The 24336-nt window shown below is 71.3% G+C and carries 32 protein-coding genes; 10 read left to right on the forward strand and 22 right to left on the reverse strand.

Translation table 11 applies throughout. The features are described from left to right. Window positions 1-4 precede the first annotated feature (4 nt). The 10 genes from ACZ6JY_RS17805 to ACZ6JY_RS17850 all read right to left on the reverse strand — a co-directional run bounded on the left by ACZ6JY_RS17805 (window position 5) and on the right by ACZ6JY_RS17850 (window position 2893). Window positions 5-217: a hypothetical protein gene (locus ACZ6JY_RS17805; RefSeq protein ID WP_469196914.1), complete on the reverse strand. Its 213-nt coding sequence runs from the start codon at window positions 215-217 to the stop codon at window positions 5-7. Beyond that, window positions 214-417: a hypothetical protein gene (locus tag ACZ6JY_RS17810; RefSeq protein WP_469196915.1), complete on the reverse strand. Its 204-nt coding sequence runs from the start codon at window positions 415-417 to the stop codon at window positions 214-216. The genes ACZ6JY_RS17805 and ACZ6JY_RS17810 overlap by 4 nt, the downstream gene beginning before the upstream one ends. Next, a complete protein-coding gene (locus ACZ6JY_RS17815; RefSeq protein WP_469196916.1) occupies window positions 414-872 on the reverse strand; it encodes a hypothetical protein in 459 nt (152 codons plus the stop codon). The genes ACZ6JY_RS17810 and ACZ6JY_RS17815 overlap by 4 nt, the downstream gene beginning before the upstream one ends. After that, window positions 869-1066 carry a hypothetical protein gene (locus tag ACZ6JY_RS17820; RefSeq protein WP_469196917.1) on the reverse strand — a complete coding sequence of 66 codons (198 nt, stop codon included), beginning with the start codon at window positions 1064-1066 and terminating at the stop codon, window positions 869-871. Before ACZ6JY_RS17820 ends, ACZ6JY_RS17815 begins: the two co-directional genes overlap by 4 nt. Next, window positions 1063-1371, reverse strand: a complete 309-nt coding sequence (locus ACZ6JY_RS17825) for a hypothetical protein (protein WP_469196918.1) — start codon at window positions 1369-1371, stop codon at window positions 1063-1065. Before ACZ6JY_RS17825 ends, ACZ6JY_RS17820 begins: the two co-directional genes overlap by 4 nt. Continuing rightward, window positions 1368-1607, reverse strand: coding sequence for a hypothetical protein (locus ACZ6JY_RS17830; RefSeq protein ID WP_469196919.1), 240 nt, complete (start codon window positions 1605-1607; stop codon window positions 1368-1370). Before ACZ6JY_RS17830 ends, ACZ6JY_RS17825 begins: the two co-directional genes overlap by 4 nt. Next, window positions 1604-1849 carry a hypothetical protein gene (locus ACZ6JY_RS17835; RefSeq protein WP_469196920.1) on the reverse strand — a complete coding sequence of 82 codons (246 nt, stop codon included), beginning with the start codon at window positions 1847-1849 and terminating at the stop codon, window positions 1604-1606. The genes ACZ6JY_RS17830 and ACZ6JY_RS17835 overlap by 4 nt, the downstream gene beginning before the upstream one ends. Then, the gene (locus ACZ6JY_RS17840) at window positions 1846-2265 is read right to left on the reverse strand and encodes a hypothetical protein (RefSeq protein ID WP_469196921.1); all 420 of its coding nucleotides are present in this window, start codon (window positions 2263-2265) and stop codon (window positions 1846-1848) included. Before ACZ6JY_RS17840 ends, ACZ6JY_RS17835 begins: the two co-directional genes overlap by 4 nt. A gap of 97 nt (window positions 2266-2362) precedes the next feature. Beyond that, on the reverse strand, window positions 2363-2641 hold the full coding sequence (locus tag ACZ6JY_RS17845; RefSeq protein WP_469196922.1) for a DNA-binding protein: 279 nt from the start codon (window positions 2639-2641) through the stop codon (window positions 2363-2365). 12 nt (window positions 2642-2653) lie between these two features. Beyond that, on the reverse strand, window positions 2654-2893 hold the full coding sequence (locus ACZ6JY_RS17850; protein ID WP_469196923.1) for a helix-turn-helix domain-containing protein: 240 nt from the start codon (window positions 2891-2893) through the stop codon (window positions 2654-2656). A 176-nt stretch (window positions 2894-3069) separates the two neighbouring features. Here ACZ6JY_RS17850 and ACZ6JY_RS17855 point away from each other — a divergent pair, with 176 nt between their 5' ends. Both ACZ6JY_RS17855 and ACZ6JY_RS17860 read left to right on the forward strand, forming a co-directional pair. Continuing rightward, window positions 3070-3480: a hypothetical protein gene (locus ACZ6JY_RS17855; RefSeq protein ID WP_469196924.1), complete on the forward strand. Its 411-nt coding sequence runs from the start codon at window positions 3070-3072 to the stop codon at window positions 3478-3480. Between the two features lie 494 nt (window positions 3481-3974). After that, on the forward strand, window positions 3975-5402 hold the full coding sequence (locus ACZ6JY_RS17860) for a tyrosine-type recombinase/integrase (protein ID WP_469196925.1): 1428 nt from the start codon (window positions 3975-3977) through the stop codon (window positions 5400-5402). Between the two features lie 143 nt (window positions 5403-5545). On the opposite strand, the gene ACZ6JY_RS17865 is transcribed toward ACZ6JY_RS17860, so the two are convergent. Beyond that, complete coding sequence (locus ACZ6JY_RS17865; RefSeq protein WP_469196926.1) at window positions 5546-6844, reverse strand: FAD-dependent monooxygenase; 1299 nt, start codon at window positions 6842-6844, stop codon at window positions 5546-5548. Between the two features lie 123 nt (window positions 6845-6967). Here ACZ6JY_RS17865 and ACZ6JY_RS17870 point away from each other — a divergent pair, with 123 nt between their 5' ends. Together ACZ6JY_RS17870 and ACZ6JY_RS17875 are read left to right on the forward strand one after the other, a co-directional pair. Continuing rightward, window positions 6968-7564 (forward strand): TetR/AcrR family transcriptional regulator, encoded by a 597-nt coding sequence (locus ACZ6JY_RS17870; RefSeq protein ID WP_469196927.1) that lies wholly within the window; start codon window positions 6968-6970, stop codon window positions 7562-7564. Between the two features lie 263 nt (window positions 7565-7827). After that, complete coding sequence (locus ACZ6JY_RS17875) at window positions 7828-8292, forward strand: hypothetical protein (protein WP_469196928.1); 465 nt, start codon at window positions 7828-7830, stop codon at window positions 8290-8292. Window positions 8293-8355: 63 nt separating this feature from the next. Here the strand turns inward: ACZ6JY_RS17875 and ACZ6JY_RS17880 are convergent, their stop codons facing one another. Both ACZ6JY_RS17880 and ACZ6JY_RS17885 read right to left on the reverse strand, forming a co-directional pair. After that, window positions 8356-8844 (reverse strand): hypothetical protein, encoded by a 489-nt coding sequence (locus ACZ6JY_RS17880; protein WP_469196929.1) that lies wholly within the window; start codon window positions 8842-8844, stop codon window positions 8356-8358. Between the two features lie 96 nt (window positions 8845-8940). Next, complete coding sequence (locus ACZ6JY_RS17885; protein WP_469196930.1) at window positions 8941-9903, reverse strand: helix-turn-helix transcriptional regulator; 963 nt, start codon at window positions 9901-9903, stop codon at window positions 8941-8943. Window positions 9904-10044: 141 nt separating this feature from the next. Here ACZ6JY_RS17885 and ACZ6JY_RS17890 point away from each other — a divergent pair, with 141 nt between their 5' ends. Continuing rightward, entirely contained in the window at window positions 10045-10461 is a 417-nt protein-coding gene (locus ACZ6JY_RS17890; RefSeq protein ID WP_469196931.1) for a DUF3224 domain-containing protein, read from the forward strand. Window positions 10462-10492: 31 nt separating this feature from the next. Here the strand turns inward: ACZ6JY_RS17890 and ung are convergent, their stop codons facing one another. The 6 genes from ung to ACZ6JY_RS17920 all read right to left on the reverse strand — a co-directional run bounded on the left by ung (window position 10493) and on the right by ACZ6JY_RS17920 (window position 15939). Next, window positions 10493-11176 carry a uracil-DNA glycosylase gene (gene ung / locus ACZ6JY_RS17895; protein WP_469196932.1) on the reverse strand — a complete coding sequence of 228 codons (684 nt, stop codon included), beginning with the start codon at window positions 11174-11176 and terminating at the stop codon, window positions 10493-10495. Window positions 11177-11288: 112 nt separating this feature from the next. Continuing rightward, window positions 11289-12854, reverse strand: coding sequence for an ABC transporter substrate-binding protein (locus ACZ6JY_RS17900; RefSeq protein ID WP_469196933.1), 1566 nt, complete (start codon window positions 12852-12854; stop codon window positions 11289-11291). Between the two features lie 191 nt (window positions 12855-13045). Next, the gene (locus ACZ6JY_RS17905; RefSeq protein ID WP_469196934.1) at window positions 13046-13801 is read right to left on the reverse strand and encodes an SDR family oxidoreductase; all 756 of its coding nucleotides are present in this window, start codon (window positions 13799-13801) and stop codon (window positions 13046-13048) included. A 17-nt stretch (window positions 13802-13818) separates the two neighbouring features. Then, window positions 13819-14580 (reverse strand): 3-oxoacyl-ACP reductase FabG, encoded by a 762-nt coding sequence (gene fabG / locus ACZ6JY_RS17910; protein ID WP_447036131.1) that lies wholly within the window; start codon window positions 14578-14580, stop codon window positions 13819-13821. Window positions 14581-14767: 187 nt separating this feature from the next. Beyond that, the gene (locus ACZ6JY_RS17915) at window positions 14768-15151 is read right to left on the reverse strand and encodes a DUF3037 domain-containing protein (RefSeq protein WP_469196935.1); all 384 of its coding nucleotides are present in this window, start codon (window positions 15149-15151) and stop codon (window positions 14768-14770) included. Beyond that, a complete protein-coding gene (locus tag ACZ6JY_RS17920; RefSeq protein WP_469196936.1) occupies window positions 15148-15939 on the reverse strand; it encodes a HipA family kinase in 792 nt (263 codons plus the stop codon). The genes ACZ6JY_RS17915 and ACZ6JY_RS17920 overlap by 4 nt, the downstream gene beginning before the upstream one ends. 64 nt (window positions 15940-16003) lie before the next feature. Between ACZ6JY_RS17920 and ACZ6JY_RS17925 the strand changes: the two genes are divergently transcribed. Together ACZ6JY_RS17925 and ACZ6JY_RS17930 are read left to right on the forward strand one after the other, a co-directional pair. Then, on the forward strand, window positions 16004-18163 hold the full coding sequence (locus tag ACZ6JY_RS17925) for a S9 family peptidase (protein WP_469196937.1): 2160 nt from the start codon (window positions 16004-16006) through the stop codon (window positions 18161-18163). Between the two features lie 40 nt (window positions 18164-18203). Continuing rightward, window positions 18204-18656: a Rieske (2Fe-2S) protein gene (locus ACZ6JY_RS17930; protein ID WP_469196938.1), complete on the forward strand. Its 453-nt coding sequence runs from the start codon at window positions 18204-18206 to the stop codon at window positions 18654-18656. 6 nt (window positions 18657-18662) lie between these two features. Here ACZ6JY_RS17930 and ACZ6JY_RS17935 read toward each other — a convergent pair whose 3' ends face one another. Continuing rightward, window positions 18663-19304 (reverse strand): cysteine hydrolase family protein, encoded by a 642-nt coding sequence (locus ACZ6JY_RS17935; protein WP_469196939.1) that lies wholly within the window; start codon window positions 19302-19304, stop codon window positions 18663-18665. A gap of 159 nt (window positions 19305-19463) precedes the next feature. Between ACZ6JY_RS17935 and ACZ6JY_RS17940 the strand changes: the two genes are divergently transcribed. Continuing rightward, a complete protein-coding gene (locus ACZ6JY_RS17940; protein WP_469196940.1) occupies window positions 19464-19931 on the forward strand; it encodes a pyridoxamine 5'-phosphate oxidase family protein in 468 nt (155 codons plus the stop codon). A gap of 108 nt (window positions 19932-20039) precedes the next feature. On the opposite strand, the gene ACZ6JY_RS17945 is transcribed toward ACZ6JY_RS17940, so the two are convergent. Further along, a complete protein-coding gene (locus ACZ6JY_RS17945) occupies window positions 20040-20942 on the reverse strand; it encodes a LysR family transcriptional regulator (RefSeq protein ID WP_469196941.1) in 903 nt (300 codons plus the stop codon). A 104-nt stretch (window positions 20943-21046) separates the two neighbouring features. Between ACZ6JY_RS17945 and ACZ6JY_RS17950 the strand changes: the two genes are divergently transcribed. After that, window positions 21047-22066 (forward strand): DMT family transporter, encoded by a 1020-nt coding sequence (locus tag ACZ6JY_RS17950; protein WP_469196942.1) that lies wholly within the window; start codon window positions 21047-21049, stop codon window positions 22064-22066. Here ACZ6JY_RS17950 and ACZ6JY_RS17955 read toward each other — a convergent pair. After that, window positions 22057-23388: an aminotransferase class I/II-fold pyridoxal phosphate-dependent enzyme gene (locus tag ACZ6JY_RS17955; RefSeq protein ID WP_469196943.1), complete on the reverse strand. Its 1332-nt coding sequence runs from the start codon at window positions 23386-23388 to the stop codon at window positions 22057-22059. The two genes, ACZ6JY_RS17950 and ACZ6JY_RS17955, sit on opposite strands and share 10 nt — an antisense overlap. Before the next feature lie 96 nt (window positions 23389-23484). Here ACZ6JY_RS17955 and ACZ6JY_RS17960 point away from each other — a divergent pair, with 96 nt between their 5' ends. Beyond that, entirely contained in the window at window positions 23485-24201 is a 717-nt protein-coding gene (locus tag ACZ6JY_RS17960) for a pyridoxamine 5'-phosphate oxidase family protein (RefSeq protein WP_469196944.1), read from the forward strand. The last annotated feature ends 135 nt before the right edge of the window (window positions 24202-24336 follow it).

Below are 24336 nucleotides of genomic sequence, written 5' to 3' on the forward strand. Positions count from 1 at the left end.
CGCATCACGTCTCCTGCGGGTTGAGCTCGTCGGGGATGTCGACGAAGCCGTTGAGGATCGACTGGATGAGGTCTGGGTCGGTGATCCAGCGGGGTACGCGGCGTTCGGCGAGGCCGACGGCGGCGAGGAGGCCCGGCAGGACGACCGGCGGGGCGGTGGTCGGCATGGGCGGGAGTTCGTCGAGGACCGTGGGCCGCTCGGGGAGGATTGCGGTCATGCCGCCACCGCCTTGGTGTTGTGCTGGGGGGTGCGGGCGTCGATCGCGTCGATGAGGACGGAGACGGCTCCGGCGAGATGCTCCAGGTCGAAGGGCTGCATCGGCTGGTTTGCGGCGAGCGCGCGCCGGATGGGGGCGTGCTTCTCGCGGACGAGGTCGAGGACCCCGGCCAGGCCGTCGTCGATGTCGAGGTAGTTCATGCGGCACCTCCGGGGTGCACGTCGATGTGGGTGAGGGCGATGTAGGCGCCGTGACCGTGGACCCAGACGACGGCGGTGTGGCCGCCGAGGACGGTGGCGCGGCTGCGGGTCGTCGTGTCGATGCGGGTGGCGTTCTTGTCGTCCTCGGGCCGGAAGCCGGGATAGGCGGTGACCGGGGTGCCGACCGGGTAGCGGGCATTGAACCGGGCGGCCTGGCGGTACAACTCGTTCTCCGCCTGCGCCCTGGCGATGCGATCAGCCCAGCCCGGATAGTCCTCGTCGTGGGCGCACACCTCGGGATGGGCGAGGAGCCGCTCATCGAGCCTGTAGGCGATCCGGTCCGACGGGGACTGCGAGACGGCGGCGGCCTGCCGGAGCGTGATGCACGCGGCCTCGGCCTCAACCTCGGAGGCGAGGACATCCAGTGCGGCGATCGTGCTGGCATCCCTCGTCATGACGTTGCCCCCTTGCCGGTGTTGCCGTAGAGGAACTGGAACAGCGCCTGCTGCAAGTCGACGAAGTCGAGACCGTTCTCGACCTGCGGGTAGCCGTGCCGTGCGAGCACGTCCGCGATGTCGACGGCGAGGCCGAAGCTGAAGCGAGGGTCGTCGTCCGGGACGGGCCGGATGGGGTACTGGCGGCCGGTCATGACGTGGCCTCCTCGTCGCCGCTCAGGAAGCGCCGGAGTGCGGTGTCGGCCTCGCCGGAGCGGGCGTCCTTCTTCTGGATCTGCTTCAGCAGGAAGGACCGCTGCTCCTTGAGCCGCTCGGCCGCAGCCAGCGCCTCGTCGCGTTCGGCGCGGACCGCAGCCAACTCGACGGCGAGGTCGGTCGCGATCTGATGCAGGGCCTTCTCGGTACCGCTGCCGTAGGACTTGGTGCGCTCGCCGTACTCGGCGAGTCGGATCTCGGCGGGCGTCACGGCTTCGCGCTGCGGCGACAGACGGTCGGTCATGACGCACGCTCCTCGTCGTCGAGGCTGTCCTGGCAGTTCGGGCACAGCCCGGTGATCCGCCACTCCGTCTGATAGCGGGCGGCCTCGTCGGCGTCCCAGAAGACGCGGGCCGTGCCGTCCTCGGCGACCAGCGGCTCACCGCAGCCGATCGGCGCCTTCAAGCACCGCTCCTCGGACACCGCAGTCGCCGGGAGGTCGCCGCCCGTCATGGCGGCCAGGAACGTCGGGATGTTCATCGCTCGCCACCACCGTTGGTGGCGCGACGGCGAAGCAGGAAGATCGCACGCTTCACGCCGACCGCGTACTGCCCGGTGGCATCCCCGCCCTGCCGCTCCAAGTCGGCAACCAGCTCATCAGCCGTCTCGTTGAGCACCTCGGCGCGGTAGGCGTCAAGGATCTGCTCCGGCGTCGCGTCACCGACCGTCGAGCCCTCCGAGGCGCGCAGCCCCGCCAGAATGTCGTCGCGGATGGCACTCATGACTCGCCACCGCCGTTCAGCTGGTGCGTCAGGCGGACGATGTCGGCGAGCAGCGCATACGGCACCAGCCGCGACCCGTCAGCCAGCTCCTCGTACCGGCTGAGCAGATACCGGCGTTCGAGGCGCACATCCTTCTCACGCTCGTAGCGCTCCAGCTCCTCCTCGTCCGACAACTGGGCCGCCCAGTACGTGTAGAAGAGGATGTCCAGCGACCGGGGCTTGTCGGCTTCAGGCAGCCACGACCAGGCGAGGCGGCCAATGTCCTCGACCTCGAAGCCGTCCGGCTGCGTGTCGGCGAGGTGCTCCCGGGCGGCGTCGAACATCGCCTGCCAGGCGGACGGCATCACGAGCTCACTCGTGATCTCCGTGAACACGGGGTCCGGTGTGGCGTCAGGGTTCTGAGAGAATGTGGACACGGTCCACGCTCCTGTTCTTCAGGGTTCTGAGGTGTGGATCGGAGGCCCCGGCTGCCGGTGACTCGCCAGAAACCGGCGGTTGGGGCCGCATACCGCCCTAGGCGGCGTCGGCGAGTTCAGTGGCGCGCAGGGAACGCTCCCTGTCCTGCGCTTTGGCGTTCTTGCGGCCGAACTCGTGGAGGCGCTGGCGGTCCCGGGACGACGTCATCACGCGGCGGCCCGGCTTGGACTTGAGGCCGAGCTGCTTGAGGCGGTTGCGGATGGTCTTCACCCCGCAGCCCAGGACGTAAGCCGTCTCCTGGACATTCATGAACTCCTGGTTCGGGTCATCGGGCGGTGTGGGGCGGCCGTATCGGAGGTGCTTGTCGCTGGGCACTGGCGGGCTCCTTCAGGGGGTGTGGTCTCGGGTGGGGGCCAAGAGCTCCTTGTCGTTCGCCCCCAGGGCTTGTCGCAGCCGCTGGTATCGGGCCGGTCTCATGCGGGTGCGTGTGCCGTTCTCGAGGTGACTGAGGTAGCGGCGGCTTATGCCCGCTTTCTCGGCCAGGTCGGCGACTTCGACGCCCGCCTCCATACGCAGCTCACGGACTTTGGGTCCGTTCACCGAGTAGGTGGTTGGGGGTTGGTGCATGAGTAGAAGTTAGCCCTAGGTGGCCTCGCAGTCCAGCCCTAGTTGGACTTTGTTGGCCTTTTTCTTGGCCGCTGAAGTCTGCTCGTAGGTCAGTGCAGGTCGCAGGGGTGCCACAGTTTCAGCCGTAGGTGGCCCTGGTCCTGGCTGGTCCTGGCTGGCCCTGCCAAGATGGACCCATGTCGACAGACCTCGGGCGCCTCGCTGAAGCCGTGAAGAACCGCCGGCTCGCCCTGTACCCGTCACGCCTCGCTGCGGCCCAGGCCGCAGGGATCTCCAAGGGCACCTGGCAGCGCGTCGAGGCGGGCGAGAAAGTCAGAGACACCAGTTACGTGAAGATCGACGAGGCGCTGCACTGGGCCACCGGCAGCTGCGCGGCCATCCTTGACGGCCGCAGCGCGATGCCCGTCAAAGACGTCGAGGGGGAGCCCGGCTCCGTGACGACGCTGGTGCCGCCGGAGGCGATGGACGAGCAGGCGCGGAACGTTGTGCAACTCGCGGCGATCGCCACGACGGGGTTGCCTGCCGACCAGATCCGCGAGCTCAGCAACCGCATCGTGCGGGACCTGAAGAAGATCGGCGCGATCTGAGGAAAGTTCCTCCGAAAGTCGCACAACCATTTGCTTTTTCGATTCTGTTACACATTTCCGCCATCTGTACTGGGACGTAGGTGGCCCCAAGTGGTCTCAGGCGTGGCAGGGTCGGCAGGGCAGAAACCCTTGGAGGCTCCTGCTAGCCCGATTTGGGGGAGCCATGTACGGAGATGCGGTCATAGCCGACTACGGGCCGGGATTCAGCGGTATCGCGGTCAAGGTTGACAGCAAGATCGTGTGCGTTGTCCCTCCACAACTGAACAGGCGTGTGCGGAAGTCGATGCGCCAAAATCTGCAGGAGCTCGGGGTGGACTGCGGCACCTGCCGCAACTGCCCGATTGGCAGTCCGAGCTGACGGCATCATGGTGACGCGGAGCCTTGGCGGTAGGGGTACCTGCCAGGCATCCGCGTCAGATCATGCCTAGGGGGCGAAGCCGATGTCGCGACGGAGCCAGGACGTCTACACGGAGTGGCGTGGAGGCACCTGCCGCGTGAAGTGGTGGACCGGCGAGTACCACCCCAACGGGCGCAAGAAGTTCGCCTCTCAGGGCGGATTCCTGGACGAGGAAACCGCGCTCGACCACGGCCGGGATCAGCTGTACGAGATCCGGCACGGCCTGCACATTCCAGCATCAGACAAGGCGACGCTCATGTCGCAGTGGCTCGACGACTGGTTGGCGTCACTCGACCTCGCGCACCTCTCGCTGCGCAACTACCGCTGGACGATCAACTCACATATCCGCCCCTACTTCGGGGCCAAAGCCGTCGGCGACATCGGAATCCTTGACGTCCGCGCATTCAAGACGCACATCCAGCGGGCCCTTGGAACAGAGAACAGCCGGCACAACGTCATGATGGTCCTCGGCATGGTGATGGACGATGCCGTGGCCGCGGGCCTGCGGAAGACGTCCCCTGTCGAGCGCCATCGCCGCCGGGGCCGCTTCAAGAAGCGGGCGCGCGAGCGCAAGAAGGACATGGCTATCGCCGTGGTCGACCGCCTCGCCCGCAACGCGGAGGTCGTCTTCGGCTACTCGGGGTACGTCCTGATCTGGACGATGGCCATGACGGGGATGCGACCGGGCGAGCTCTTCGGCCTGACGCGCGAGTTCTGTTACCCGAGCTGGCCTGGGGCCGACCCAAGAGCGGACCCCGACGAGGTCGACCGCTACGCGGAGGATACCGACCGGTACGGCAAGGGGGACGGTCTCCTTCCCGCGGTCCGGGCCGAGCGGCAAGTGCAGTACGAGGACGGCGTGCTCGGCTTCTACCCGCCGAAGTACGACTCGTTCCGCACTCTTGTCATCCCGCCGTTCCTGGCGGAGATGCTGGAAAGGCTTCTCGCCAGCCACACCTCGCCGTGGGTCTTCGTAGGCGTGGACGGCGGGTGCTTGGCGCAAACAGACTTCAACACCTGGTACTGGCGCCCCGTGGCGGATGGCAGCGACGAGCAGCCCAGGCGCGCCGGCGGGAAGCTGCGCCCAGCGATCCCTCCGGTGCCCTCATTTCAGGGAAAGCGCATGTACCTGATCCGGCACGGTCACAAGGCGTGGCTGGACGAGGATGGGCACTCGCGGTACGTCGTGGAGACCCGCATGGGACACGAGCTGCAGGGTGTTGAGGGCACGTACAGCAACCTGACGCCTGTCATGGAACGGCGGGTGGCGGAGATGCTGCAAGCTCGCTGGGACAACCACAGGAAGACACTGTCGCCTGACGAGGCGGTGCAGATCGAACCCAGGCCTGCGGAGGTGCGTGTGTCGACGCTGGTGCGTGACGCAATGAGTCGCGGTCTGGCCAAGCCGATGGAGATTCTGCGGGACGTGCGCGTGGTGAAACCGGAGGTGCAGTATGTGACCGTCAGGTCGGCGCTGCAGCGGGAACGGGAGCGTCTGAGGCGCACGGTGTCTGATGGGGCGTGAGAGGGTTCTTCGTTTCCCACTCGTTTCCCATTAGCGGGGTCCTCAACCGGTGAGGCCCATTTCAGAGCTCTTGGGAACCGGCATTGTTGCCCTTCTGCGCGATGTCACCGAGTCCGATGCAGCCGATCTTCACCACTGTCTCCCTACCGCTCGCCGCCGATCTGGCGTCCCGCTGTCCCCGCGCCCTGCGTCCGCACGGTCCGCGCGGGCGCCCCGGTCGCCGTTCCCGCAGCATACGGGGGTTGCGGCGGACGCCAGTCGGCGATGGAGGAGAAGCCCCGCAGAATGAGGTTCGGGCCGAGCCGCGACGCCGTGGCGACGAGGGCGTCGCGTACGGCGACGAGCGGAGGGCTCGATATGTGCGTGACCCGGGAGGCGCGCGCCGCCCGCCGGACGATTTCGGTGGTACGGGGAACACGTGCCGCGCTGTACGCGGCGAGCCCTGCCGCCAGGTCGGCGCCGGGTGCCATGTGGTGGGCCAGGACCACGCCGTCCTCGATGGCCTGGTTGCCGCCCTGGCCGAGGCTGGGCGTCATGGCGTGCGCGGCGTCTCCGACGAGGGCGACGCGGCCCCGGTGGAAGTCGGCGAGCGGCGTCGCCAGGTAGCGGACGTCGTTGCGCAGGACGGCATCCGGCTCGACGGCGGCGATCAGTTCGGGGATCGGGTCGTGCCAGTCGGCGAAACGGCGTGCCAGTTCGGCCTTCTCGCCGTCGGGCGCCTTGCCGCCCTCGGGCAGCCTCGCCGTGGCGTACGCGTACACCCGGCCGTCCTTGAGCGGCTGCGTCCCCCATACGCCGCCGCGGCCCCACGTCTCGTGCGGCGCGATGTGCCCACCAGGCGCGATGTGCCCACCGGGCGCGGGGAGCCGGTCGGGGGTGGGGGTCACGAACCGCCATGCGGTGAACCCCGCGTAGACGGGCTTCGGGTGAGCCGGGAAGAGCGTCGTACGTACGGCGGAGTTGATGCCGTCGGCGCCGATCACGAGGTCCGCCTCGATGTCGCCGTCCTCGGTCGCGACGACCGCACGGCGGCCGGCCGAGCCCTGGTCGGCGAGGCGGGCCCGCGTACCGGTGCGCAGCGTGTCCTCGGGGAGCGCGGAGACCAGCAGGTCGACGAGGGTGGCCCGGTGCAGCATCACCAGCGTTCCGCCGTACGTCCGCTCGGCCTCGGCCGCGCTGGAACGCACCAGCCAGCGGCCGTGCCGGGCGCGCATCCCGATCTGGCCCTGCCAGGCCGAGAGGTCACGGACCCGGTCGCCGAGGCCGAGGACGTCCAGAGCGCGCTGGGAGTTGGGGGCGAGTCCGATGCCGGCGCCCACGGGCTCCAGCGAGGGGGCGCGCTCGAGGACGGTGACGCGCCAGCCGGTCCTGTGCAGACCGATGGCGGCGGTGAGACCGCCGATCCCACCGCCGATCACCACCGCGTGGGGCTGCTGCTTCATGGTTGCTCCTCCTTGATACGCCGCACACGGCGGACCGGGCTCGCCACGGTCGGAACTACACCTGTAGTGAGCGATACGACGACCGTACTACACCTGTAGTCGCTCCGGGGTAGGGTTTGCGTCATGGCCGCACGAACCGCCGCGGGGTCGCCGCGCTCCGCGCTCATCGCCGACACCGCCCTCGCCCTGCTCGCCGAACGCGGCATGCGCGGACTCACCCACCGAGCCGTCGACGAGGCGGCGGGGCTGCCGCAGGGCTCGACGTCCAACCACGCCCGCACCCGGCTCGCCCTCCTGGAGGCGGCGGTGCGGCGGCAGGCCGAGCGCGAGGCCGAGGTGCTCGACCCCACGTCGCTGCCGGACCCGGCGGCGGGCCGCGAAGCCCTGGCGGCCGGCCTGGCCCTCGCCCTCCACCGCTACCTGACCGGCGGCTACCGCCCCCTCCTCGTCTCGCGCTACGAGCTGGCCCTCGAAGCCACGCGCAGACCGGAACTGCGCGCCTACTACGACACGACGGGCGCCCAGTTCCGCAGGCCTCTTGAGGCCCTGCTCAAGGCAGCGGGCTCCCCCGCCCCCGAACGCCACACGCTCTCCCTGACCGCCTGGTGCGAGGGCCTGATGTTCTCCTGCGTGGCGGGGTCGTACCACGCGACGCCCCCCACGGAGGAGGAACTACGGACAGGAGCGGCGGAACTGCTCGGGGGGATGCTGCCGGACTGACGCGAGGCGCGGCCGCGGGCCCGGGGCTGCGGGCCCGGGGCTGCGGGGGCCGCTGCAACCGCGCGACGCCAAAGCCGCAGCACCCCGTCACCTCCTCACCCCGTCACCCCCGTCACCCCGTCACCTCCTCACCCCCTCACTCCGTCCCCCCCTCACCCCGTCACCTCCTCACCCCGTCACCCCCGTCACCCCCGTCACCCATGCGAGGCATCCCCCGGCCGTTCCCGCACCAAAAAGCCGCCCCCTCCTCAAGAGTTGCGCGGGTGCATCGATCGACGACAACCGCCGCCGCGCTACTCGTCTCCGTGGCCGTGTCGGCCGCCGTCTCCGGCTGTGTCAGCGTCGAGCGGCCCAGCGGGAACGGCTCCCCGGCGGCCACCCCGCCGCCCGCGCCACCCCGTACCGGCGGGCAGAGCCGGCCCCGGGCCGAGCAGCCCCCGGCCAGGGATGCGCTGGAGCGCATGGGGCCGACCCGCCCGGGCGCTCCGCCGAGCCCGGTCGCCGTCACGCGTCCCTCGGCCCCGCCGCCCCGCCCGGCCCAGTCCACGCCCCCGCCGGTCCGCAGACCCCCCGCCGCCCGGCCGGACGCCGGAGCCACGCGTGCCGTCCCCGCCCCGTCCGCGCCCGCCGTCCCCGGTGCGGACGTGTGCGCGCTCGGTGAGACCTACGGGGGCTGGCAGCCGGGCAGCCCCCAGGCCGTCATCTGCCGCGAGGCCTACCGGCGTTGACCCGCGGCGGCATCACCTCAGACGGCATCACATCTGACGGCAGCACATCACCGGTCCGGCACGTCACTCCTCCTCGCTCCCCTCCCCCACCTCCCGCTCCAGCCTCGCCAGGGCCGCCTTGATGCCGTTTCCGTACCCGTCGTCCTCCAGGGAGCCCGCCGCGCCCCGGGCCCGGCGCAGATGGGTGCGGGCCGCCGCGGGACGGCCCAGCTTCACGTAGTCCGCGGCCAGGTTCAGGTGCAGGGAGGGGTAGAAGCCCCGCACCGCGAGCGACTGGTGGTGTGCGCTCAGCCGCTCGTCCGTCAGCTCGTCCGCCGCGGACAACGCCCGCAGGTCCCAGGCCAGTTCGGCCGAGGGGTCCTCCTGTGTGTCCGCCATGTAGTGCGCGAGCGTGCAGCGGTGCAGCGGGTCGCCGCCCTCGCCGATCTCCCCCCACAGCCCGAGGAAGCGGTCCTGAGCCTCCTCGCGGTCACCGCCGTGATGCAGCATGACCGCCTGACCGATGCGCGTCATCATCGCGTCGTCCGCCGCCTGCTCCTGCTGCTCCGTCACCGGGTCCTCCGTGGTCGTACCGCCTACGCCCCATCCCTCATGACGCTAGCGGCCACCACTGACAATCGCGGTCAGGCACGTTCGGACGAGGGCCGCTCACGCGTAGCGCTGGGCCAGCCCGGTGACGCTTCTCGCCACCTCGGCGCGGAGCTCCGGCGGCCCGAGGACCTCCGCCTCCAGGCCGAGCCGCAGGATGTCGCTCACGGCCACCGGCAGCTCCTCCACCTCCAGGTCGACCTCGGCCCAGCCGTCCGCCCCCGGCACACCCGCCCCCTCCGCGGCCCGCGTGCCCGCCGCGCCGAACATCGCGGGCAGCAGCCGGAGCCCCGTCCGGCTCACCCGCAGCCGCGCGGTGCCCCGCAGCACGCGGGCCTCCAGGCCGCTCGACGCCTCACGCCAGTACGCCGCAAGGTCGAACCCTGCGGGGCGCACGCACGGCTTCTCCACCACCGTGACCTCAAGGAACCGCGAGACCCGGTAGGTGCGGACGCGGTCGTCGACGGCCGCCGCCAGGTACCAGTTGCCCGCCTTGAGGACGAGGCCCAGCGGATGCAGCTCACGGCGGACGTCACCGCCCCACCGCCGGTAGTGCGCGCTCAGCATCCGCCGGCGCCACACGGCGTCGGCCACCACGTCGAGCAGCGGCGCCGGTTCCGCGGTGCGGAACCATGCCGCCGCGTCGAGGTGGAAACGCTCCTGGATGCGGCGCGACCGCTCCCCGAGCCCCGAGGGCAGGGCGGCCGCCAACTTCAGCTGCGCCGTGACCAGTTGCGCCCCGAGCCCGAGGTCGGCCGCGGCCCCGGGCATCCCCGCGAGGGCAAGGGAGTCGGCCTCGTCGCCGGTGAGGCCCGTGAGGCGGGTGCGGTAGCCGTCGAGGAGCCGGAAGCCGCCCGCGGGGCCCCGCTCGGCGTAGACGGGCACCCCGGAGGCGGCGAGCGCCTCGGCGTCGCGGTAGACGGTCCTGACCGAGACCTCCAGCTCCTCGGCCAGTTCGGGCGCGGTCATCCGCCCGCGGTTCTGGAGCAGCAGGAGGAGGGCGATGAGCCGGTCGGCGCGCATGCCCCCAAGTCTGCCCCCGTACCTGACAGAAGGTGTCAGGTACCCCCGGAAGAGTGCTCTTCACGGCGGCCCCGGCCACCGGAACCGGAATCCCTCACCCGAAACCGGAATCTCTCGTCCGAACCCGGAAGGAACACACCCATGCCCCAGCTCCAGCGCTCGACCGGCACCTTCACCTTCACCCACTGGGACGAGCGGCCCGTCGCCGGAGAGGACGGCGGCGTACGCATCACGCATGCCGCCGTCTCCAACGACTTCCACGGCGGCATCGAGGCGAGGTCCTCCGCGTGCCAGTACACGATCGCCTACCTCGGCGGGAGCGGCGACGGCGCCTACGTCGGCTACGAGTACATCGAGGGGACCCTCGACGGCCGCGAGGGCTCCTTCGTCATCGAGCAGCGCGGTTCGTTCGTGGCCGACGGCATCGAGTGCGCCTTCACCGTGCTGCCCAGTTCCGGCACCGGCGAACTCGCCGGGCTGAGCGGAACCGGCACGTTCACCGCGCACCACGGCGAGAAGTCCACCCCGTACGCGTTCGACTACACGCTCGGCGAGTGAGATACACGCTCGGCGAGTGAGACGTGGGCGCTCAGCCGATGTCCGGGATCCGCCAGTCGATCGGCTCGTGCCCCTGTGCGGCGACCGCCGCGTCGATCTGCGTGAAGGGGTGCGAGCCGAAGAACTTCTTCGCGGACAGCGGTGAGGGGTGCGCGCCCTTGACGACGACGTGCCGCTCCTCGTCGATGAGCGGCAGCTTCTTCTGGGCGTAGTTCCCCCAGAGCACGAAGACCGCCGGGTCGGGGCGGGCGGCCACCGCGCGGATCACCGCGTCCGTGAACTTCTCCCAGCCCTTGTTCTTGTGGGAGTTGGCCTCACCGGCGCGGACCGTGAGCACCGCGTTCAGCAGCAGGACGCCCTGCTCGGCCCACGGCATCAGATAGCCGTTGTCCGGCACGGGGTGGCCGAGCTCCTCGTTTATCTCTTTGTAGATGTTCCGCAAGGAGGGCGGGGTCTTCACACCGGGGCGCACCGAGAAGCAGAGCCCGTGTCCCTGGCCCTCGCCGTGATACGGGTCCTGGCCGAGGATCAGGACCTTCACCTGGTCGTACGGCGTGGCGTCGAGGGCGGCGAAGACCTCGTCGCGCGGAGGGTAGACGGGACCCTGCGCCCGCTCGCGCTCCACGAACTCGGTGAGCTCCTCGAAGTAGGGCTTCTGGAGCTCTTCGCCGAGGACTCCGCGCCAGGACGCGGGCAGCATGGCGATGTCGGTCACGTCAACAACCTCCGGGGTGCGATCTCTTCTGACCACTGAACCTACCGGCGACCACTGACAATCCACCTCGCCGCCCCGGCGCTCCCCCGGGCCGCTCCGGGCCCGCGCCCCGTCACCAGCTCGTCTTGCGCTCGAGCTCCCACATCATCATGATCGCCGAGGGGTCCAGGGCGCGCTCGCCGCCCGCGATCTCCTCGCTGGCCATGATGTACTGCTTGCCCTGCCAGAGCGGCAGCAGCCTGACGTCGTCGACGAGGATCTTCTGGGCCCGTTCGAAGTCGTCGGTCACGGCTCCCCTGTCGGTCTCCCTGCGTTGGCGCGGCAGGAGCTCGTCGGTGATCTCCTTGGTCACGTAGGGCGTGTTGAGCACGTTCTTGGGGCCGACGAAAGGCGCGATGAAGTTGTCCGCGTCCGGGAAGTCGGGGAACCAGCCGCGGCCGAAGACGGGGTATTCGCCCTTGCTGTAGCCCTCCTGGAACTCGGTCCAGGGGCGGCTCTTGAGCGTGATCCTGAACAGGCCGGAGGCTTCGAGCTGCCGCTTGAGCTCGGCGAACTCCTGGGCAGTGGCCGATCCGTAACGGTCGGTGGTGTACCAGAGGGTGAGCGGCACGGGCCCGTCGATGCCGGCGTCGGTGAGGATCTTCCTGGCCTTGGCCGTGCTGGGGCCCCCGTAGTCGTCGAAGAAGCCGGTGGTGTGCCCGGTGAGTCCCCTCGGCACCATCGAGTACAGGGGCTCGACGGTGTCCTTGTAGATCTTGTGGGCGATGGCAGGGCGGTCGACGAGCTGGGCGACGGCCCGTCGGACCGGCAGCTTGCGCGCCCAGGGGTCTTCGGCGTTGAACACCAGGTAGCGGATCTCGGTGCCCGTTCCCTCGACGAGTTCGACGTCCTGTTCGCCCTTGCCCTTGCCCTGCGCCGCGATGACGTCGCGGGCGTCCAGGCCGCGGAAGGTGACGTCGATCTGCTTCTTCTTCAGGGCGTCGACCATCGTGGAGGACTTCTTGAAGTAGCGGATGGTGACGCCGTCGTTCTTGACGTCGGCCGCGCCCTTGTAGTTGTCGTTCTTGACCAGCTCGGCCTTCTGACCGGGCACGTACGCCTTGAGCCCGTACGGCCCCGAACCCGTGAGCCCGTTGCCCCGGCGCAGCTTGTCGGCCGGGTACTCGCGCGGGTCGACGATCGACATGGCGGGCGTCGACAGCACGAGAGGGAACGTCGCGTCCGGCTTCGTGAGCCGGAAGACGACCGTCCGCTCGCCCTTCGTCTCGACCTTGTCGAGCGAGCCGAGCAGCCCCATGGGGCCGCCCTTGACGACTCCCTTGGCCTCAAGGGTGCGCATGCGGTCGAAGGAGTACTTCACCGCCGCCGCGTCCAGTTCGTGCCCGTCGGAGAAGGTCAGGCCCTCACGGAGCTCGCAGGTGTAGACGGTGCTCGACGCGCCGTCGAACTCACAGGACTCCGCGGCGTCCGGCTCGGGCTCGGTGGCCCCCGAGGGGAGGCTGAGCAGCGTCTGAAAAACGTTTCTGTACAGCTCCCAGGAGCTGTCCCAGGCCTTGGCCGGGTCCAGGGTGCTCGGCGCGCTCATGGTGCCGACCGTGATCACCTGTTCTCCGTCCGACCCTTCGGAGGACAGTGCCCCGCATCCCACGATCAGCGACAGCGACGTGAGCGCCGCCACGGTACCGAGGCTTCTCGTCAGCTTTACGGGGGGAACATCACTGAACACGCGCACTCTCCTCGATCGGCCTCGTCCTGGGTCGGCAGACCATATCGGCAGTGCCCCGCCACGCCAACCGGTGTGGCGTGCGGGGCACTCGATGCGCGTTTACATCACTTTTGACGGCGTAGCCAACGGTTGCGCCGCCTTTGTCAGCCGACGCCCGCATTGAGGAAGATGCCGCCATCGACCACGAGTGTCTGGCCGGTGATCCAGTCCGACTGGCTGGACGTGAGGAACGCGGCGGCGCCCCCGATGTCCTCGGGCACGCCGAGCCTGCCGAGCGGGTAGGAGGCCGCGGCCTCCGCCTCGCGGCCCTCGTAGAGCGCCTGGGCGAACTTGGTCTTGACGACGGCGGGCGCGATGGAGTTCACGCGCACCTTCGGCGCGAACTCGTGCGCGAGCTGGAGGCTGAGGTTGACCATGGCGGCCTTGCTCATTCCGTACGCCCCGATGAAGGGCGAGGCGGAGACGCCCGCGACGGAGGCGATGTTGACGATCGCGCCGCCGTTCTCGCTCTGCCAGGCCTTCCAGGTCCGCTGGGCGAAGCCGAGCGCCGAGATGACGTTGGTCTCGAACACCTTGCGCGCCACGTTCAGGTCGAGCTCGGACATCGGCCCGAAGACCGGGTTCGTGCCCGCGTTGTTGATCAGGAAGTCGACGCGGCCGAACGCCTCCATCGCGCGCTCGACGGCGACCGCCTGGTGCGCCTCGTCGTGGGCCTTGCCCGCGACCCCGATGACCCGGTCGGAGCCGAGCTTCTCGACGGCCTCCTTGAGGGCGTCCTCGTTGCGTCCGGTGATGCAGACGCGGTCGCCGCGGGCGACCAGGGCCTCGGCGATTCCGTAGCCGATGCCGCGGCTCGCGCCCGTGATGAGCGCGGCCTTCCCACTGTCCTGCACAGCCATGATCTCCGCCTTCCGGATCAGTTGAGCGGGCCGCCGGCCACGTACATGACCTGTCCGGAGACGAACCCGGCCGCGTCGCCCGTGAAGAAGGCGATGGCGTTGGCGATGTCCTCGGGGCGGCCGACGCGCTGCACCGGGATCTGGGTGGCGGCGGCCGTCTGGAACTCCTCGAAGTCCATGCCCACGCGGTCGGCGGTGGCCTTGGTCATCTCGGTGACGATGAAGCCGGGGGCGACGGAGTTGGCGGTGACGCCGAACTTGCCGAGCTCCTTGGCGAGGGTCTTGGTGAAGCCCTGGAGGCCGGCCTTTGCGGCGGCGTAGTTGACCTGGCCGCGGTTGCCGAGGGCCGAGGACGAGGAGAGGTTGACGACACGGCCGAAGCCCGCGTCCACCATGTGCTTCTGGACGGCCCGCGACATCAGGAACGCGCCGCGCAGGTGCACGTTCATGACCGTGTCCCAGTCGCCCGCGCTCATCTTGAAGAGCAGGTTGTCGCGGAGCACACCGGCGTTGTTGACGAGGATCGTCGGCGCGCCGAGCTCCTCGGCGATGCGGGCGACGGCGGCCTCGACCTGGGCCTCGTCGGACACGTCGCAGCCGACGGCGAGCGCCTTGCCACCGGCCGCGGTGATCTGCGCGACGGTGTCCTTGCAGGCGGCCTCGTCGAGGTCGATGACGGCGACGGCGCGGCCCTCGGCGGCGAGCCGGACGGCGGTCGCCGCGCCGATGCCTCGCGCTCCGCCGGTCACGATCGCGACGCGCTGCTCAGTGGTGGACATGCTGGTTCTCCTCGCCCTGGATGCGGCTCTCGGGATGCGGCTCTTGGGATGCAGCTTTGGGATACAGCCTTGGGATGCGGCCCACGGTACGCCCCCATGGTGAGCGACCGCTTAGTACCTTCAGCTGGACGAGACGCTAGAAGGCCTGGCACCGGGTGTCAACGGCTCACCGGCACACAGTGACGCGTCACCTCACCAGGAGGTCGAGGAGGCGGTCCGTCTCCGCCGCGGGATCGGCCGTCAGACCCGTGTGCACCGGGCCCGGCTGGACCACCGTGGAGCGGGGCGCGATGAGCCAGCGGAAGCGCCGCCCGGCGTCGTCGCGCTCGGCCTGGCCCGCCGCCGTGCCGCCCTCGCAGATCCGCTCGACGGCGCCGAGCGCCGCCCTGATGCCGGCCACGTCGGCCGCGGGGTCGAGCGCGAGGAGCTTGGTCTCGTCGAGGTGCGTGCGGGCGGCCACGTAGGACTTGGCGCGGCAGTAGACCACCACGCCCGCGTTGAACTGCTCGCCGCGCTCCACGCGCGGGACCACGCGCACCAGCGCGTACTCGAAGACGTCCCGATCCGTCATGTGAGGGCCCCCTTCGGCCGCGGCTCGCCGAGTGCGATCCGTTCGTGGATGGTCGCGGCGCGGGGCAGCAGGGCCGCCACGTACGCGTGGCGCACGTCGTCCGGTGTCCCGAAGCCCGGCTCGTCGGTCAGCCAGGCATCGGGCACCTCGGCGGTCACCTCGGTGAGCAGCTCCTCGGTGACGAGCGGGCCGAGCTCCGCGGCGGCCGACATCACGTCGGGCCCGTAGGGGCGGAGCACGTGGTCCGTGACGTCGTACGGCTTCGCGGACGCGGTCGCGGCGGTGCGCCAGTTGTGGTGCCAGATCATGCTCGCCCCGTGGTCGATCAGCCACAGGTCGCCGTGCCAGAGGAGCAGGTTCGGATTGCGCCAGGACCGGTCCACGTTGTTGATCAGCGCATCGAACCAGACGACACGTCCCGCCTCCGCCGCGTCCACCTGGTGGGCGAGCGGGTCGAAGCCGAGCGCGCCGGACAGGAAGTCCATGCCGAGGTTGGGGCCACCGCTCGACTTCAGCAGCTCCTGCACCTGCTGGTCGGGCTCGCCGAGGCCGATCACCGGGTCGAGCATGATCTGTGTGAGCCGCGGCATCCGCAGCCCGAGCCGGCGCGCGAGCTCACCGCAGATCACCTCGGCGACCAGCGTCTTGCGGCCCTGTCCCGCGCCGGTGAACTTCATGACGTACGTCGCGTACGCGCCATGGCCGTCGACGGCCTCGACGACGCCGGGGAGCGATCCGCCCTCGCGCAGGGGCGTGACATAGCGGACCGCGGTCACTTCGGTGAGCATCGCCCCAGATTACTGGCGGCCGGAAGCTGTTCGATCACTCGCCCCGCTGCCTACAGTGCCGCTCATGGACGCACCGGATCTTCCTCGGCAGTTCGCGCGCACGCGCCGTTTCCTCCTGGGCGTGCCCCAGGGCCTGACGCTCTCCGAGGACGGCCGCCGGCTGCTCTTCACCCGCTCCACCGCGGGCGACGACCCGGTCAGCAGGCTGTGGCTGTACGAGGACGGGGCCGAGCGCCTGCTCGTCGATCCGCTCCGTCTGGGCGCGGCGGGCCCGGTGCCGGAGGCGGAGCGCGTCCGCAGGGAACGCGCGCGGGAGGCCGCACAAGGAGTGGTGGCCTTCGCGGCCGACCGCCACGCGCGCGTGGTCGCCTTCGCGCTCGGCGGCGCCCTCTGGGTGGTGGAGCCGGACGGCAGCGCTCCGCGCCGCATCCGCACCGCAGGCCCGGCGTTCGACCCGCGCCCCTCGCCGGACGGGACCCTTATCGCGTACGTCACCGGGGGCGCCCTGCGGGTCGTCGGAGCCGATGGCACGGACGACCGGGCCCTGGCGGAACCCGAGGGCCCGGAGGTCACCTACGGGCTCGCCGACCACGTGGCCGCCGAGTCGATGGACCGCCACCGGGGCTTCTGGTGGTCCCCGGCGGGCGACGCGCTGCTCGTCGCCCGCGTCGACGCCTCCATGGTGCGGCGCTGGTGGCTCGCGGACCCGGCCAGGCCCGAGCTCCCGCCCCGCGCGGTCCGCTACCCGGCGGCGGGCACCAGCAACGCCGAGACGTCACTGCACATCCTGCGCCTGGCCGGGACCCGCACCCGGGTGCGCACCCCGGAGCGGGCCGATGAGCGGCACCCCGGCGGTACGTGGACGGACGACCGTTTCGACTACGTGCCGACGGCGGCCTGGGACGCCCATGGGCCCCTGATCACCCTCCAGACGCGCGACCAGCGTTCCGTGCACATCATGGAGGTCGACCCGGCCACGGGAGCCTCGCGGACGGTGTGCCGCGTGCGGGACGAGGCGTGGGTGCCGCTGCTGCCGGGTGCGCCGCTGCGTACCCCGTCCGGCGCCCTGGTGCGGTACGCGGCGGTCGACGGGGACACCCGCGGCCTCGCCGTGGGCGAGGCGACGACGCCCGCGGGGCTACAGGTGCACGAGGTTCTCGGCGCGGTCGGCGAGCGGGTGTTCTTCACCGCCTCGCGGGAGGCCACGGAGACCCACGTCTGGTCCTTCGACCACCTGGAAGGCCAACGGGAAGGCCGACCGGAAGGCCAACGCCAGAGCCAGGCCGAAGCGGTCTCCGTCACGCGGTTCAGCGAGGGCCCGGGCGTGCACACGGCCGTGCTCGGCGGTGACACCGTGGTCCTGGACAGCAGGACGCCCGACGGGCACACGGTGACCGTGCTGAGCGGCGGTGAGCCCGCCGGGCAGATCGACGTGCTCTGCGAGGAGCCCGTCGTCGTACCCCGCCCCCAGCACATGACGCTGGGCGAGCGGGAGCTGCGGGCTGCGCTGTACCTGCCGTCCTGGCACGAACCAGGCGCGGGAAAGCTGCCGGTTCTGCTCTGCCCGTACGGGGGCCCCGGGATGCGGCTCGTCGTCCACGCGCGCGCGTGGTGGACCGTCGTGGCCCAGTGGTTCGCGGAGCAGGGCTTCGCGGTGCTCGTCGCGGACGGGCGCGGCACCCCGGGGCGCGGCATCGCCTGGGAGAGGGCCGTGCACGGGGACCAGTTGACGCCGGCGCTCGACGACCAGGTGGACGCGCTGCACGCGGCGGCCGAGAAGTGCCCCGACCTGGACCTCGAACGCGTCGGTATCCGTGGCTGGTCGTTCGGCGGCTACCTCGCCGCGGGCGCCGTGCTGCACCGCCCCGAGGTCTTCCACGCGGCGGTCGCGGGCGCCGCGCCCACCGAACTGGAGCTGTACGACACCCACTGGAAGGAGCGCTATCTAGGTCACCCGGATGTACGACCCGAGCAGTACGAGCGCTGCTCCCTCGTCGCCCACGCGCACCGCCTGACCCGGCCGCTGATGCTGGTGCACGGCCTGGCGGACGACAACGTCTTCCCGGTGCATCTGCTGCGCTTCTCCTCGGCCCTGCTGGCCGCGGGCCGTCGGCACACGGTGCTGCCGCTGTCCGGCGCGAGCCACATGGTGTCGGACGAGGCGCAGGCGAACCTGCTGCGGATGGAACTCGGCTTTCTGCGGGCGTCCCTGGGAACTTCCTGACGGTTTGAACGCCTGGCCGCGCGGGGCCGTACCACCGGGCATGACGACTTACGAGGAAGCCTTCTCCGGACCCGGCCGCCGCACCGTCGTGGCCACGATCGGCGCGGCGGGCCTGGCCGCCGCGCTCACCGCGTGCGGCGGCGGTGACGACGCCAAGGACTCGGCCGAGCCCGCGGGGGCGCAGACCGAGGATGGTGGCGCCGCCGGGACCGTGCTGGCCAGGACGTCGGAGATCCCGGTGGGCGGCGGCAAGATCTTCAAGGACGAGGGGGTGGTGGTCACCCAGCCCACGAAGGGCGAGTTCAAGGCCTTCTCCAACCGCTGCACCCATAAGCAGTGCCCGGTGACCAGCGTCGAGGGCGGCACCATCAACTGCCCCTGCCACGGCAGCAAGTTCGACATCGCCGACGGCAGCGTCAAGCAGAACCCCGCGCCCCAGCCGCTGCCCGCGGCAAAGATCTCCGTGGACGGCGACTCGGTCAGGCTCGCCTGACGGTTCTCACCCGCTCCCGGACCGCTTCCAGGCGTCGAGCACGTCCGCCGTGGTGGTGACCGTGGCGACCAGGGCGAGGGTGTTGCGGACCATCGCCGCTGTGTAGTCGGCAGGGACGCCCGCGATGGCGTCGGCGGGCACGACGGCGGTGTAGCCGAGGTTGACGGCATCGAACACCGCGTTGGGGATCGCGACGTTGGCCGAGACCCCGGTGATCAGGAGAGTGCGACAGCCGAGGTTGCGCAGCAGCGGGCCGACGTCGGTGCCCGCGAGCGGGGAGAGGCCGTGCAGGCGGCGTACGACCAGGTCCTCGTCGGCCACCTCGATCGGCGGCGCGATCCGCACGGCCGCCGTGCCCGAGAGCTGCTGGACGGGCAGCCGGCCCGCGGCCCGGAAGATCCTGGCGTTGTGGTTGGCGCCGCGCCCGTCGGGGCGCCGCTCGGCCACGGCGTGCAGGACCTGGACGCCGCTGCCGTGCGCGGCGGCCACCAGCCGCGCCACGTTGTCCAGCGCCCCCGACGCCCTGGCCTCTTCGGCGAGTTCGGGCAGTGCGCTCTCGGTGCCCACGACGCCCTGCTGGCACTCGACGGTCAGCAGGGCCGTGCTCGCCGGGTCGAGGATCGCGCTGAGCTGTCCGTACGACGGCATGGGTCCCCCTGTGACGGTGGGCCGGGGTGCCGGGGTTCCGACAGGACGGTCGCCCGCGTGCGGCTCCCGGAATCCGCGCGAGGCTAACGGGCATTGCGTGACGAGGGAAGAGGCTCCATCATCCCTTTCTGACACCGAGTCAGCCACTTGGGAGGGCACATGGCCGCCACGCAGCGTCGGGGCCGCAGGATCATGATGACGCCGGACGAGCTCGACGCGTTCCTCGCCGCGGAGCGCACCTGCCGCGTGGCGACGGTCTCGGCCGACGGCGCCCCGCACGTCAGCACGCTCTGGTTCGCCTGGGACGGCGCATCCCTGTGGCTGTACTCGGTCACTCGCAGCAAGCGCTGGGCCGACCTGCGCAAGGACCAGCGCGTCGCCGTGGTGGTGGACACCGGCGAGGAGTACGGGGAGCTGCGCGGCGTCGAGCTGTCCGGAACCGTGGAGTTCGTCGGGGAGGCACCCCGCACGGGTGAGCCCTGCCCCGAGCTGGCCGTCCCCGAGAAGCTGTTCGCGCGCAAGCTGTTCGGCATGGACGAGATGCCGCATGACGGCCGCCACGCGTGGCTCCGCCTCACGCCGGACACGATCGCTTCCTGGGACTTCCGCAAGCTGGCGGCACTTTAGCGACTCCCGTGCATCGCGAAGGCCGCCTCGCCCCACGGGGACCGCCGCGCCTCGCGAAGGCCGCCCCGCAGCCGCCGCCCCGCTCGCCCCGCAGCAGCTACCCCGCCCCTACCGAAGCCCCGCCCCCGCCACTCGCAGTGCCTCCGCGGCTGCTCTGATCGACGGGCGGCGGGACGCGTCCGTCCGCCAGACCACATACACATGGCGCCGCACCCGGTGCCGCACCGGGACCATCCGCACCCCGGCCGGCATCGGGTCGCGGCCCAGCTGCGGGGCCACGCAGACGCCGAGGCCCGCCGCGACCAGGGCGAGCTGCGTGTGATGCTCCTCCGCGCGGTGCGCGATGCGCGGCTCGATGCCCTTGCCGCGCAGGGTGAACATCAGCCACTCGTGGCAGAACTCGCCCTCGGCCCAGGTGATCCACTCGTCGTCCGCGAGCTCCTCCAGATCGATCTCGGTCCGGTCGGCGAGAGGGTGCGCGACCGGCATCGCGACGTCGGCGGGGTCGTCGAGCAGGGGCGCCTTCTCAAGACCTTCCGGTATCGGCAGGGGTTTGTTGTACCAGTCGAGGACGACCGCCATGTCGCTGTCGCCGCGCACCACGGCGGCGACCGCGGGCGTCGGCTCCATCTCGTGACAGCTCACCCGCAGCCCCGGATGCTCGGCGCGCAGCGCGGCGAGCGTGGCGGGCAGCAGGCCCCGCATGGCCGTGGGGAACGCGGATATCCGCAGTTCGCCGACCGCCTTGCCGCGCTGCTCCTCCAGGTCGGCCTGGGCCAGCTCGACCTGCGAGAGGATCCGCGCGGCGTGCTCGGCGAGCAGCCGCCCCGCGTCGGTGAGCCGCACCCCCCGGCCGTTCTTGGCGAGGAGCTGCTGGCCCACCTCGCGCTCCAGCTTGGTCATCTGCTGCGAGACGGCGGACGTCGTGACGTGCAGCCCGGACGCCGCGCCGCTGACCGAGCCGTGCCGGGCGAGGGCGTCCAGCGTGCGCAGCCGCTCCAGATTCAGCATGGGCTTCCTCAACTCCCCCCGTAAGACATGTAAGCAATGCTACGCGATACTCCGCAAAAAATCTCGCTTGTGCTACGAGAATGTGGAGACGCATCGTGGAGCGCATGAGCACCCCGACCCCGCCCGCAGGGACGGCCACCGCGCCAGAGCCGCCCATGAAGCCACCCGCCGAGCCGCCCACCACCGGGGCGGCCGCGCCCGCACGCCCGGCCGTCGACTGGCGCATCCGGTTCGGGATCCTCTCGCTGATCTGGGGCTTCAGCTTCCTGCTGATCAAGGTGGGCACAGAGGCGTACGCCCCGTTCCAGGTCACCCTGGGCAGGCTCGTGTTCGGCACCGCCGTCGTGGCCGCCGTGCTCGTCGTCAAGCGGGAGCGGCTCCCGCGCGGTACGCGGACGTGGCTGCACCTTGCGGTGGCCGCCCTGCTGCTCAACGCCCTGCCGTTCTCCCTTTTCGCGTACGCGGAGTTGACCGTTCCGTCGACGCTCGCGGGCATCTGCAACGCGACGTCACCGCTCTGGGGCATGGCCCTCTCGCTCGTCGCGCTCTCGGAGGACCGGCCGACCCGGCGCCGCGTCGCGGGCCTCGGCATCGGCTTCTTCGGGGTGCTCACGGTGCTCGGCGCCTGGCAGGGCTTCAGCGGCCTCGACCTCGCCGGCACGGCGATGGCGCTGCTCGCCTCGCTCAGCTACCCGATCGGCTGGATCTACGTACGCCGCACGCTGGCCGGTTCCGGCCACTCGAACCTCTCCCTGTCCGGTGCGCAACTGCTCGTCGCGACCGCCGAACTGGCCGTGGTGACGCCCTTGTTCACCGACCTCCCCGCACACTTCCCCGTCGTGCCGCTCCTCGCGGTCGTGGCGCTCGGCGCCCTGGGCACGGGCCTCGCCTTCCAGTTGCAGTACGCCCTGGTCGCCGAGGTCGGTCCGACCACCGCACAGATGGTCACGTACTTCATTCCGGTCATCGCCACCGCCGCGGGCGTCACGCTGCTCGGCGAGTCCCTGAGCTGGTCCACCCCGGTCGGCGCGGTGATCGTCCTCGCGGGGGCGGCGCTCACCCAGTCCAGGCCACGCGCGCGTGACGCCACCCGCAGGCCATGGCGGAGCGTCCGTCAGTCGTAGCGCCGCGCGGGAGCGGGGCCGGTGGCCGAGGCCACCGCGTCCGCCACCGTCAGGATCTCCTCGTCGGCGAGGGCGGCGATCGTGATCCGCACGCCGGGCGGCGTGGCAAGGCGGTAGCGCGCCCCCGGGGCGACGCCCCAGCCGGCGTGCAGCAGCCGCGCCACCGCCCCCGTCTCGTCCGGGACCGGCACCCATACGTTCATGCCGCTGCGCCCTTGCGCGGGCACACCCCGCTCGGCGAGCGCCGCGATGAGGGCGTCCCGCCGCCGCCCGTAGGAAGCCGCCACCACGCGCGCGTCCACCGCGTCACCGGCCCAGAGCCGCAGGACGGCACGTTGCAGCAGCATGCTCACCCAGCCGGGCCCGAGCCGCTGGCGCCCCTGCACCCGGTCGACGGTGACGGGGTCTCCGGTGAGCACGGCGAGCCGCAGGTCGGGGCCGTACGCCTTGGCGGTCGAGCGGACCAGGGCCCAGTGGCGCGCCGCCCCGGCCAGCGGGTGCAGCGGCAGGTCGACGATGCCGTGGCCGTGGTCGTCCTCGATGAGCAGGACGTCCGGGTGCGCCGCGAGCACCTCGCGCAGGGCACGCGCGCGTGGAGCACTGACGGCGGCACCGGTGGGGTTCTGGGCACGGTCCGTCACGACGAGGGCGCGGGCACCGCCGGACAGCGCCCGCTCGACGTCGGCGGGCAGTGGCCCCTCGTCGTCCACGCCGACCGGGACGGTGCGCAGCCCGAGGGCCGGGACGAGGTCGAGCATGCTGCCCCAGCCCGGGTCCTCGACAGCCACCGCGTCGCCGGGCCTCAGATGCGCGGCGAGCACCCGCTCGATGGCGTCGAGCGCCCCGGAGGTGACGGCGATGGGTCCCGCGGGGACGCCCTCGGCGTCGAAGGCCGCGCGCACGTACCGTTCGAGCGCCGGGTCGACGGCGTCCTCTCCGTAGAGGACGGGTTTCGCGTCGCCCTCCGCCGCGGCCAGCGCGAACGCCCCGGCGAGCGGCGGGAGAAGCTTCGGGTCCGGATTGCCCTGGGACACGTCCCGCACACCCGGCGGCACGTCCACCCGCGACCGTTCGCGCGCGGTCGTGGCGGGCTTCGGCCGCACGCGGCTGCCGCGCCGCCCGCTCGTCTCGATGACCCCGCGCTCACGCAAGGTGCGGTAGGCGGCCGCCACGGTGTTGGGATTCACTCCGAGACGCGTCGCCAACTCCCGCATGGGCGGCAGAAGTTGCCCCGGCTCCAGGCCGCCGTCACCCACGGCCCGCTCCACACTGGCCGCGATATCGGCTGCGCGCCGACCTTCGATCCGATACTCTCCTAGCACAAACGCAAGTATGCACTAGTGCAATATGAACGGCAAACCGGGGCGCCAGGCAGGGCGCGCGGTTCGGCCGGCCACAGGATCAGTACAGGAGAGGCCATGCAGACGACGCGCACCACCACCGACACGGACACGCCGGAGAGCGCCGCCTACGCACCGACCGACCGCACCGTCCCCACCCGTTCCCGGGACCGCGCCTCGTACGACCGCGAGACGGTGCACGCGATCCTCGACGAGGCCTACGTCTGCCACCTCGGCTTCGTGCGTGACGGCGCCCCCGTCGTGCTGCCGACGCTCTACGGCCGGGTGGGCGAGCGCCTCTACGTGCACGGCTCGACCGGCTCACGCCCCCTGCGCATGGCGGGCGACGCACAGGCGGCTGCCGGAGAGGAGGACCCGGGGCTTCAGGTGTGTCTGACCGTCACCCATGTCGACGGTCTCGTCCTGGCCCGCTCCGCCTTCCACCACTCGATCAACTACCGCTCCGTCGTGGTCCACGGCACCGCCCACCAGGTGACGGACCCCGAGGAGAAGCGGGCCGCGCTCGACGCCCTCGTCGACCACGTCGTGCCGGGGCGGGCCGCCGACTCCCGCCCCGCCAACGCCAAGGAGCTCGCCGCGACGGCCGTGCTCCGCCTCGACCTGAACGAGGTGTCGGCGAAGGCCCGCACCGGCGGTCCCAACGACGAACCGGAGGACATGGACCTCCCCCACTGGTCGGGCGTGGTCCCGCTGCGCAGGAGTCACGGCGCGCTGATCCCCTCCGCCGACCTCGCCCCGGGCATCGAGACGCCGGACTATCTGACCGCGCTGTGACGACGCACTGAGGCGAGCCCGCCCCGGCACAGCGGCCGCCCCGAGGGGGGGGGGGCCCCCCCCCCGCTCCCGCTCTCAGGCGCTGCCTCCCCCCCGGAAACTACAACTGGACCGAGGGACGTGTGGTAGACAACA

Source organism: Streptomyces sp. NPDC046335 (genome assembly GCF_055587985.1).

What these genes read in the sequence shown, in the direction of transcription:
- ACZ6JY_RS17805 (WP_469196914.1), bottom strand. Translation starts at nt 217, where the DNA reads ATGACCGCAATCCTCCCCGAGCGGCCCACGGTCCTCGACGAACTCCCG.
- ACZ6JY_RS17810 (WP_469196915.1), bottom strand. Translation starts at nt 417, where the DNA reads ATGAACTACCTCGACATCGACGACGGCCTGGCCGGGGTCCTCGACCTC.
- ACZ6JY_RS17815 (WP_469196916.1), bottom strand. Translation starts at nt 872, where the DNA reads ATGACGAGGGATGCCAGCACGATCGCCGCACTGGATGTCCTCGCCTCC.
- ACZ6JY_RS17820 (WP_469196917.1), bottom strand. Translation starts at nt 1,066, where the DNA reads ATGACCGGCCGCCAGTACCCCATCCGGCCCGTCCCGGACGACGACCCT.
- ACZ6JY_RS17825 (WP_469196918.1), bottom strand. Translation starts at nt 1,371, where the DNA reads ATGACCGACCGTCTGTCGCCGCAGCGCGAAGCCGTGACGCCCGCCGAG.
- ACZ6JY_RS17830 (WP_469196919.1), bottom strand. Translation starts at nt 1,607, where the DNA reads ATGAACATCCCGACGTTCCTGGCCGCCATGACGGGCGGCGACCTCCCG.
- ACZ6JY_RS17835 (WP_469196920.1), bottom strand. Translation starts at nt 1,849, where the DNA reads ATGAGTGCCATCCGCGACGACATTCTGGCGGGGCTGCGCGCCTCGGAG.
- ACZ6JY_RS17850 (WP_469196923.1), bottom strand. Translation starts at nt 2,893, where the DNA reads ATGCACCAACCCCCAACCACCTACTCGGTGAACGGACCCAAAGTCCGT.
- ACZ6JY_RS17855 (WP_469196924.1), top strand. Translation starts at nt 3,070, where the DNA reads ATGTCGACAGACCTCGGGCGCCTCGCTGAAGCCGTGAAGAACCGCCGG.
- ACZ6JY_RS17865 (WP_469196926.1), bottom strand. Translation starts at nt 6,844, where the DNA reads ATGAAGCAGCAGCCCCACGCGGTGGTGATCGGCGGTGGGATCGGCGGT.
- ACZ6JY_RS17870 (WP_469196927.1), top strand. Translation starts at nt 6,968, where the DNA reads ATGGCCGCACGAACCGCCGCGGGGTCGCCGCGCTCCGCGCTCATCGCC.
- ACZ6JY_RS17885 (WP_469196930.1), bottom strand. Translation starts at nt 9,903, where the DNA reads ATGCGCGCCGACCGGCTCATCGCCCTCCTCCTGCTGCTCCAGAACCGC.
- ACZ6JY_RS17890 (WP_469196931.1), top strand. Translation starts at nt 10,045, where the DNA reads ATGCCCCAGCTCCAGCGCTCGACCGGCACCTTCACCTTCACCCACTGG.
- ACZ6JY_RS17905 (WP_469196934.1), bottom strand. Translation starts at nt 13,801, where the DNA reads ATGGCTGTGCAGGACAGTGGGAAGGCCGCGCTCATCACGGGCGCGAGC.
- fabG (WP_447036131.1), bottom strand. Translation starts at nt 14,580, where the DNA reads ATGTCCACCACTGAGCAGCGCGTCGCGATCGTGACCGGCGGAGCGCGA.
- ACZ6JY_RS17915 (WP_469196935.1), bottom strand. Translation starts at nt 15,151, where the DNA reads ATGACGGATCGGGACGTCTTCGAGTACGCGCTGGTGCGCGTGGTCCCG.
- ACZ6JY_RS17920 (WP_469196936.1), bottom strand. Translation starts at nt 15,939, where the DNA reads ATGCTCACCGAAGTGACCGCGGTCCGCTATGTCACGCCCCTGCGCGAG.
- ACZ6JY_RS17925 (WP_469196937.1), top strand. Translation starts at nt 16,004, where the DNA reads ATGGACGCACCGGATCTTCCTCGGCAGTTCGCGCGCACGCGCCGTTTC.
- ACZ6JY_RS17930 (WP_469196938.1), top strand. Translation starts at nt 18,204, where the DNA reads ATGACGACTTACGAGGAAGCCTTCTCCGGACCCGGCCGCCGCACCGTC.
- ACZ6JY_RS17935 (WP_469196939.1), bottom strand. Translation starts at nt 19,304, where the DNA reads ATGCCGTCGTACGGACAGCTCAGCGCGATCCTCGACCCGGCGAGCACG.
- ACZ6JY_RS17940 (WP_469196940.1), top strand. Translation starts at nt 19,464, where the DNA reads ATGGCCGCCACGCAGCGTCGGGGCCGCAGGATCATGATGACGCCGGAC.
- ACZ6JY_RS17945 (WP_469196941.1), bottom strand. Translation starts at nt 20,942, where the DNA reads ATGCTGAATCTGGAGCGGCTGCGCACGCTGGACGCCCTCGCCCGGCAC.
- ACZ6JY_RS17950 (WP_469196942.1), top strand. Translation starts at nt 21,047, where the DNA reads ATGAGCACCCCGACCCCGCCCGCAGGGACGGCCACCGCGCCAGAGCCG.
- ACZ6JY_RS17960 (WP_469196944.1), top strand. Translation starts at nt 23,485, where the DNA reads ATGCAGACGACGCGCACCACCACCGACACGGACACGCCGGAGAGCGCC.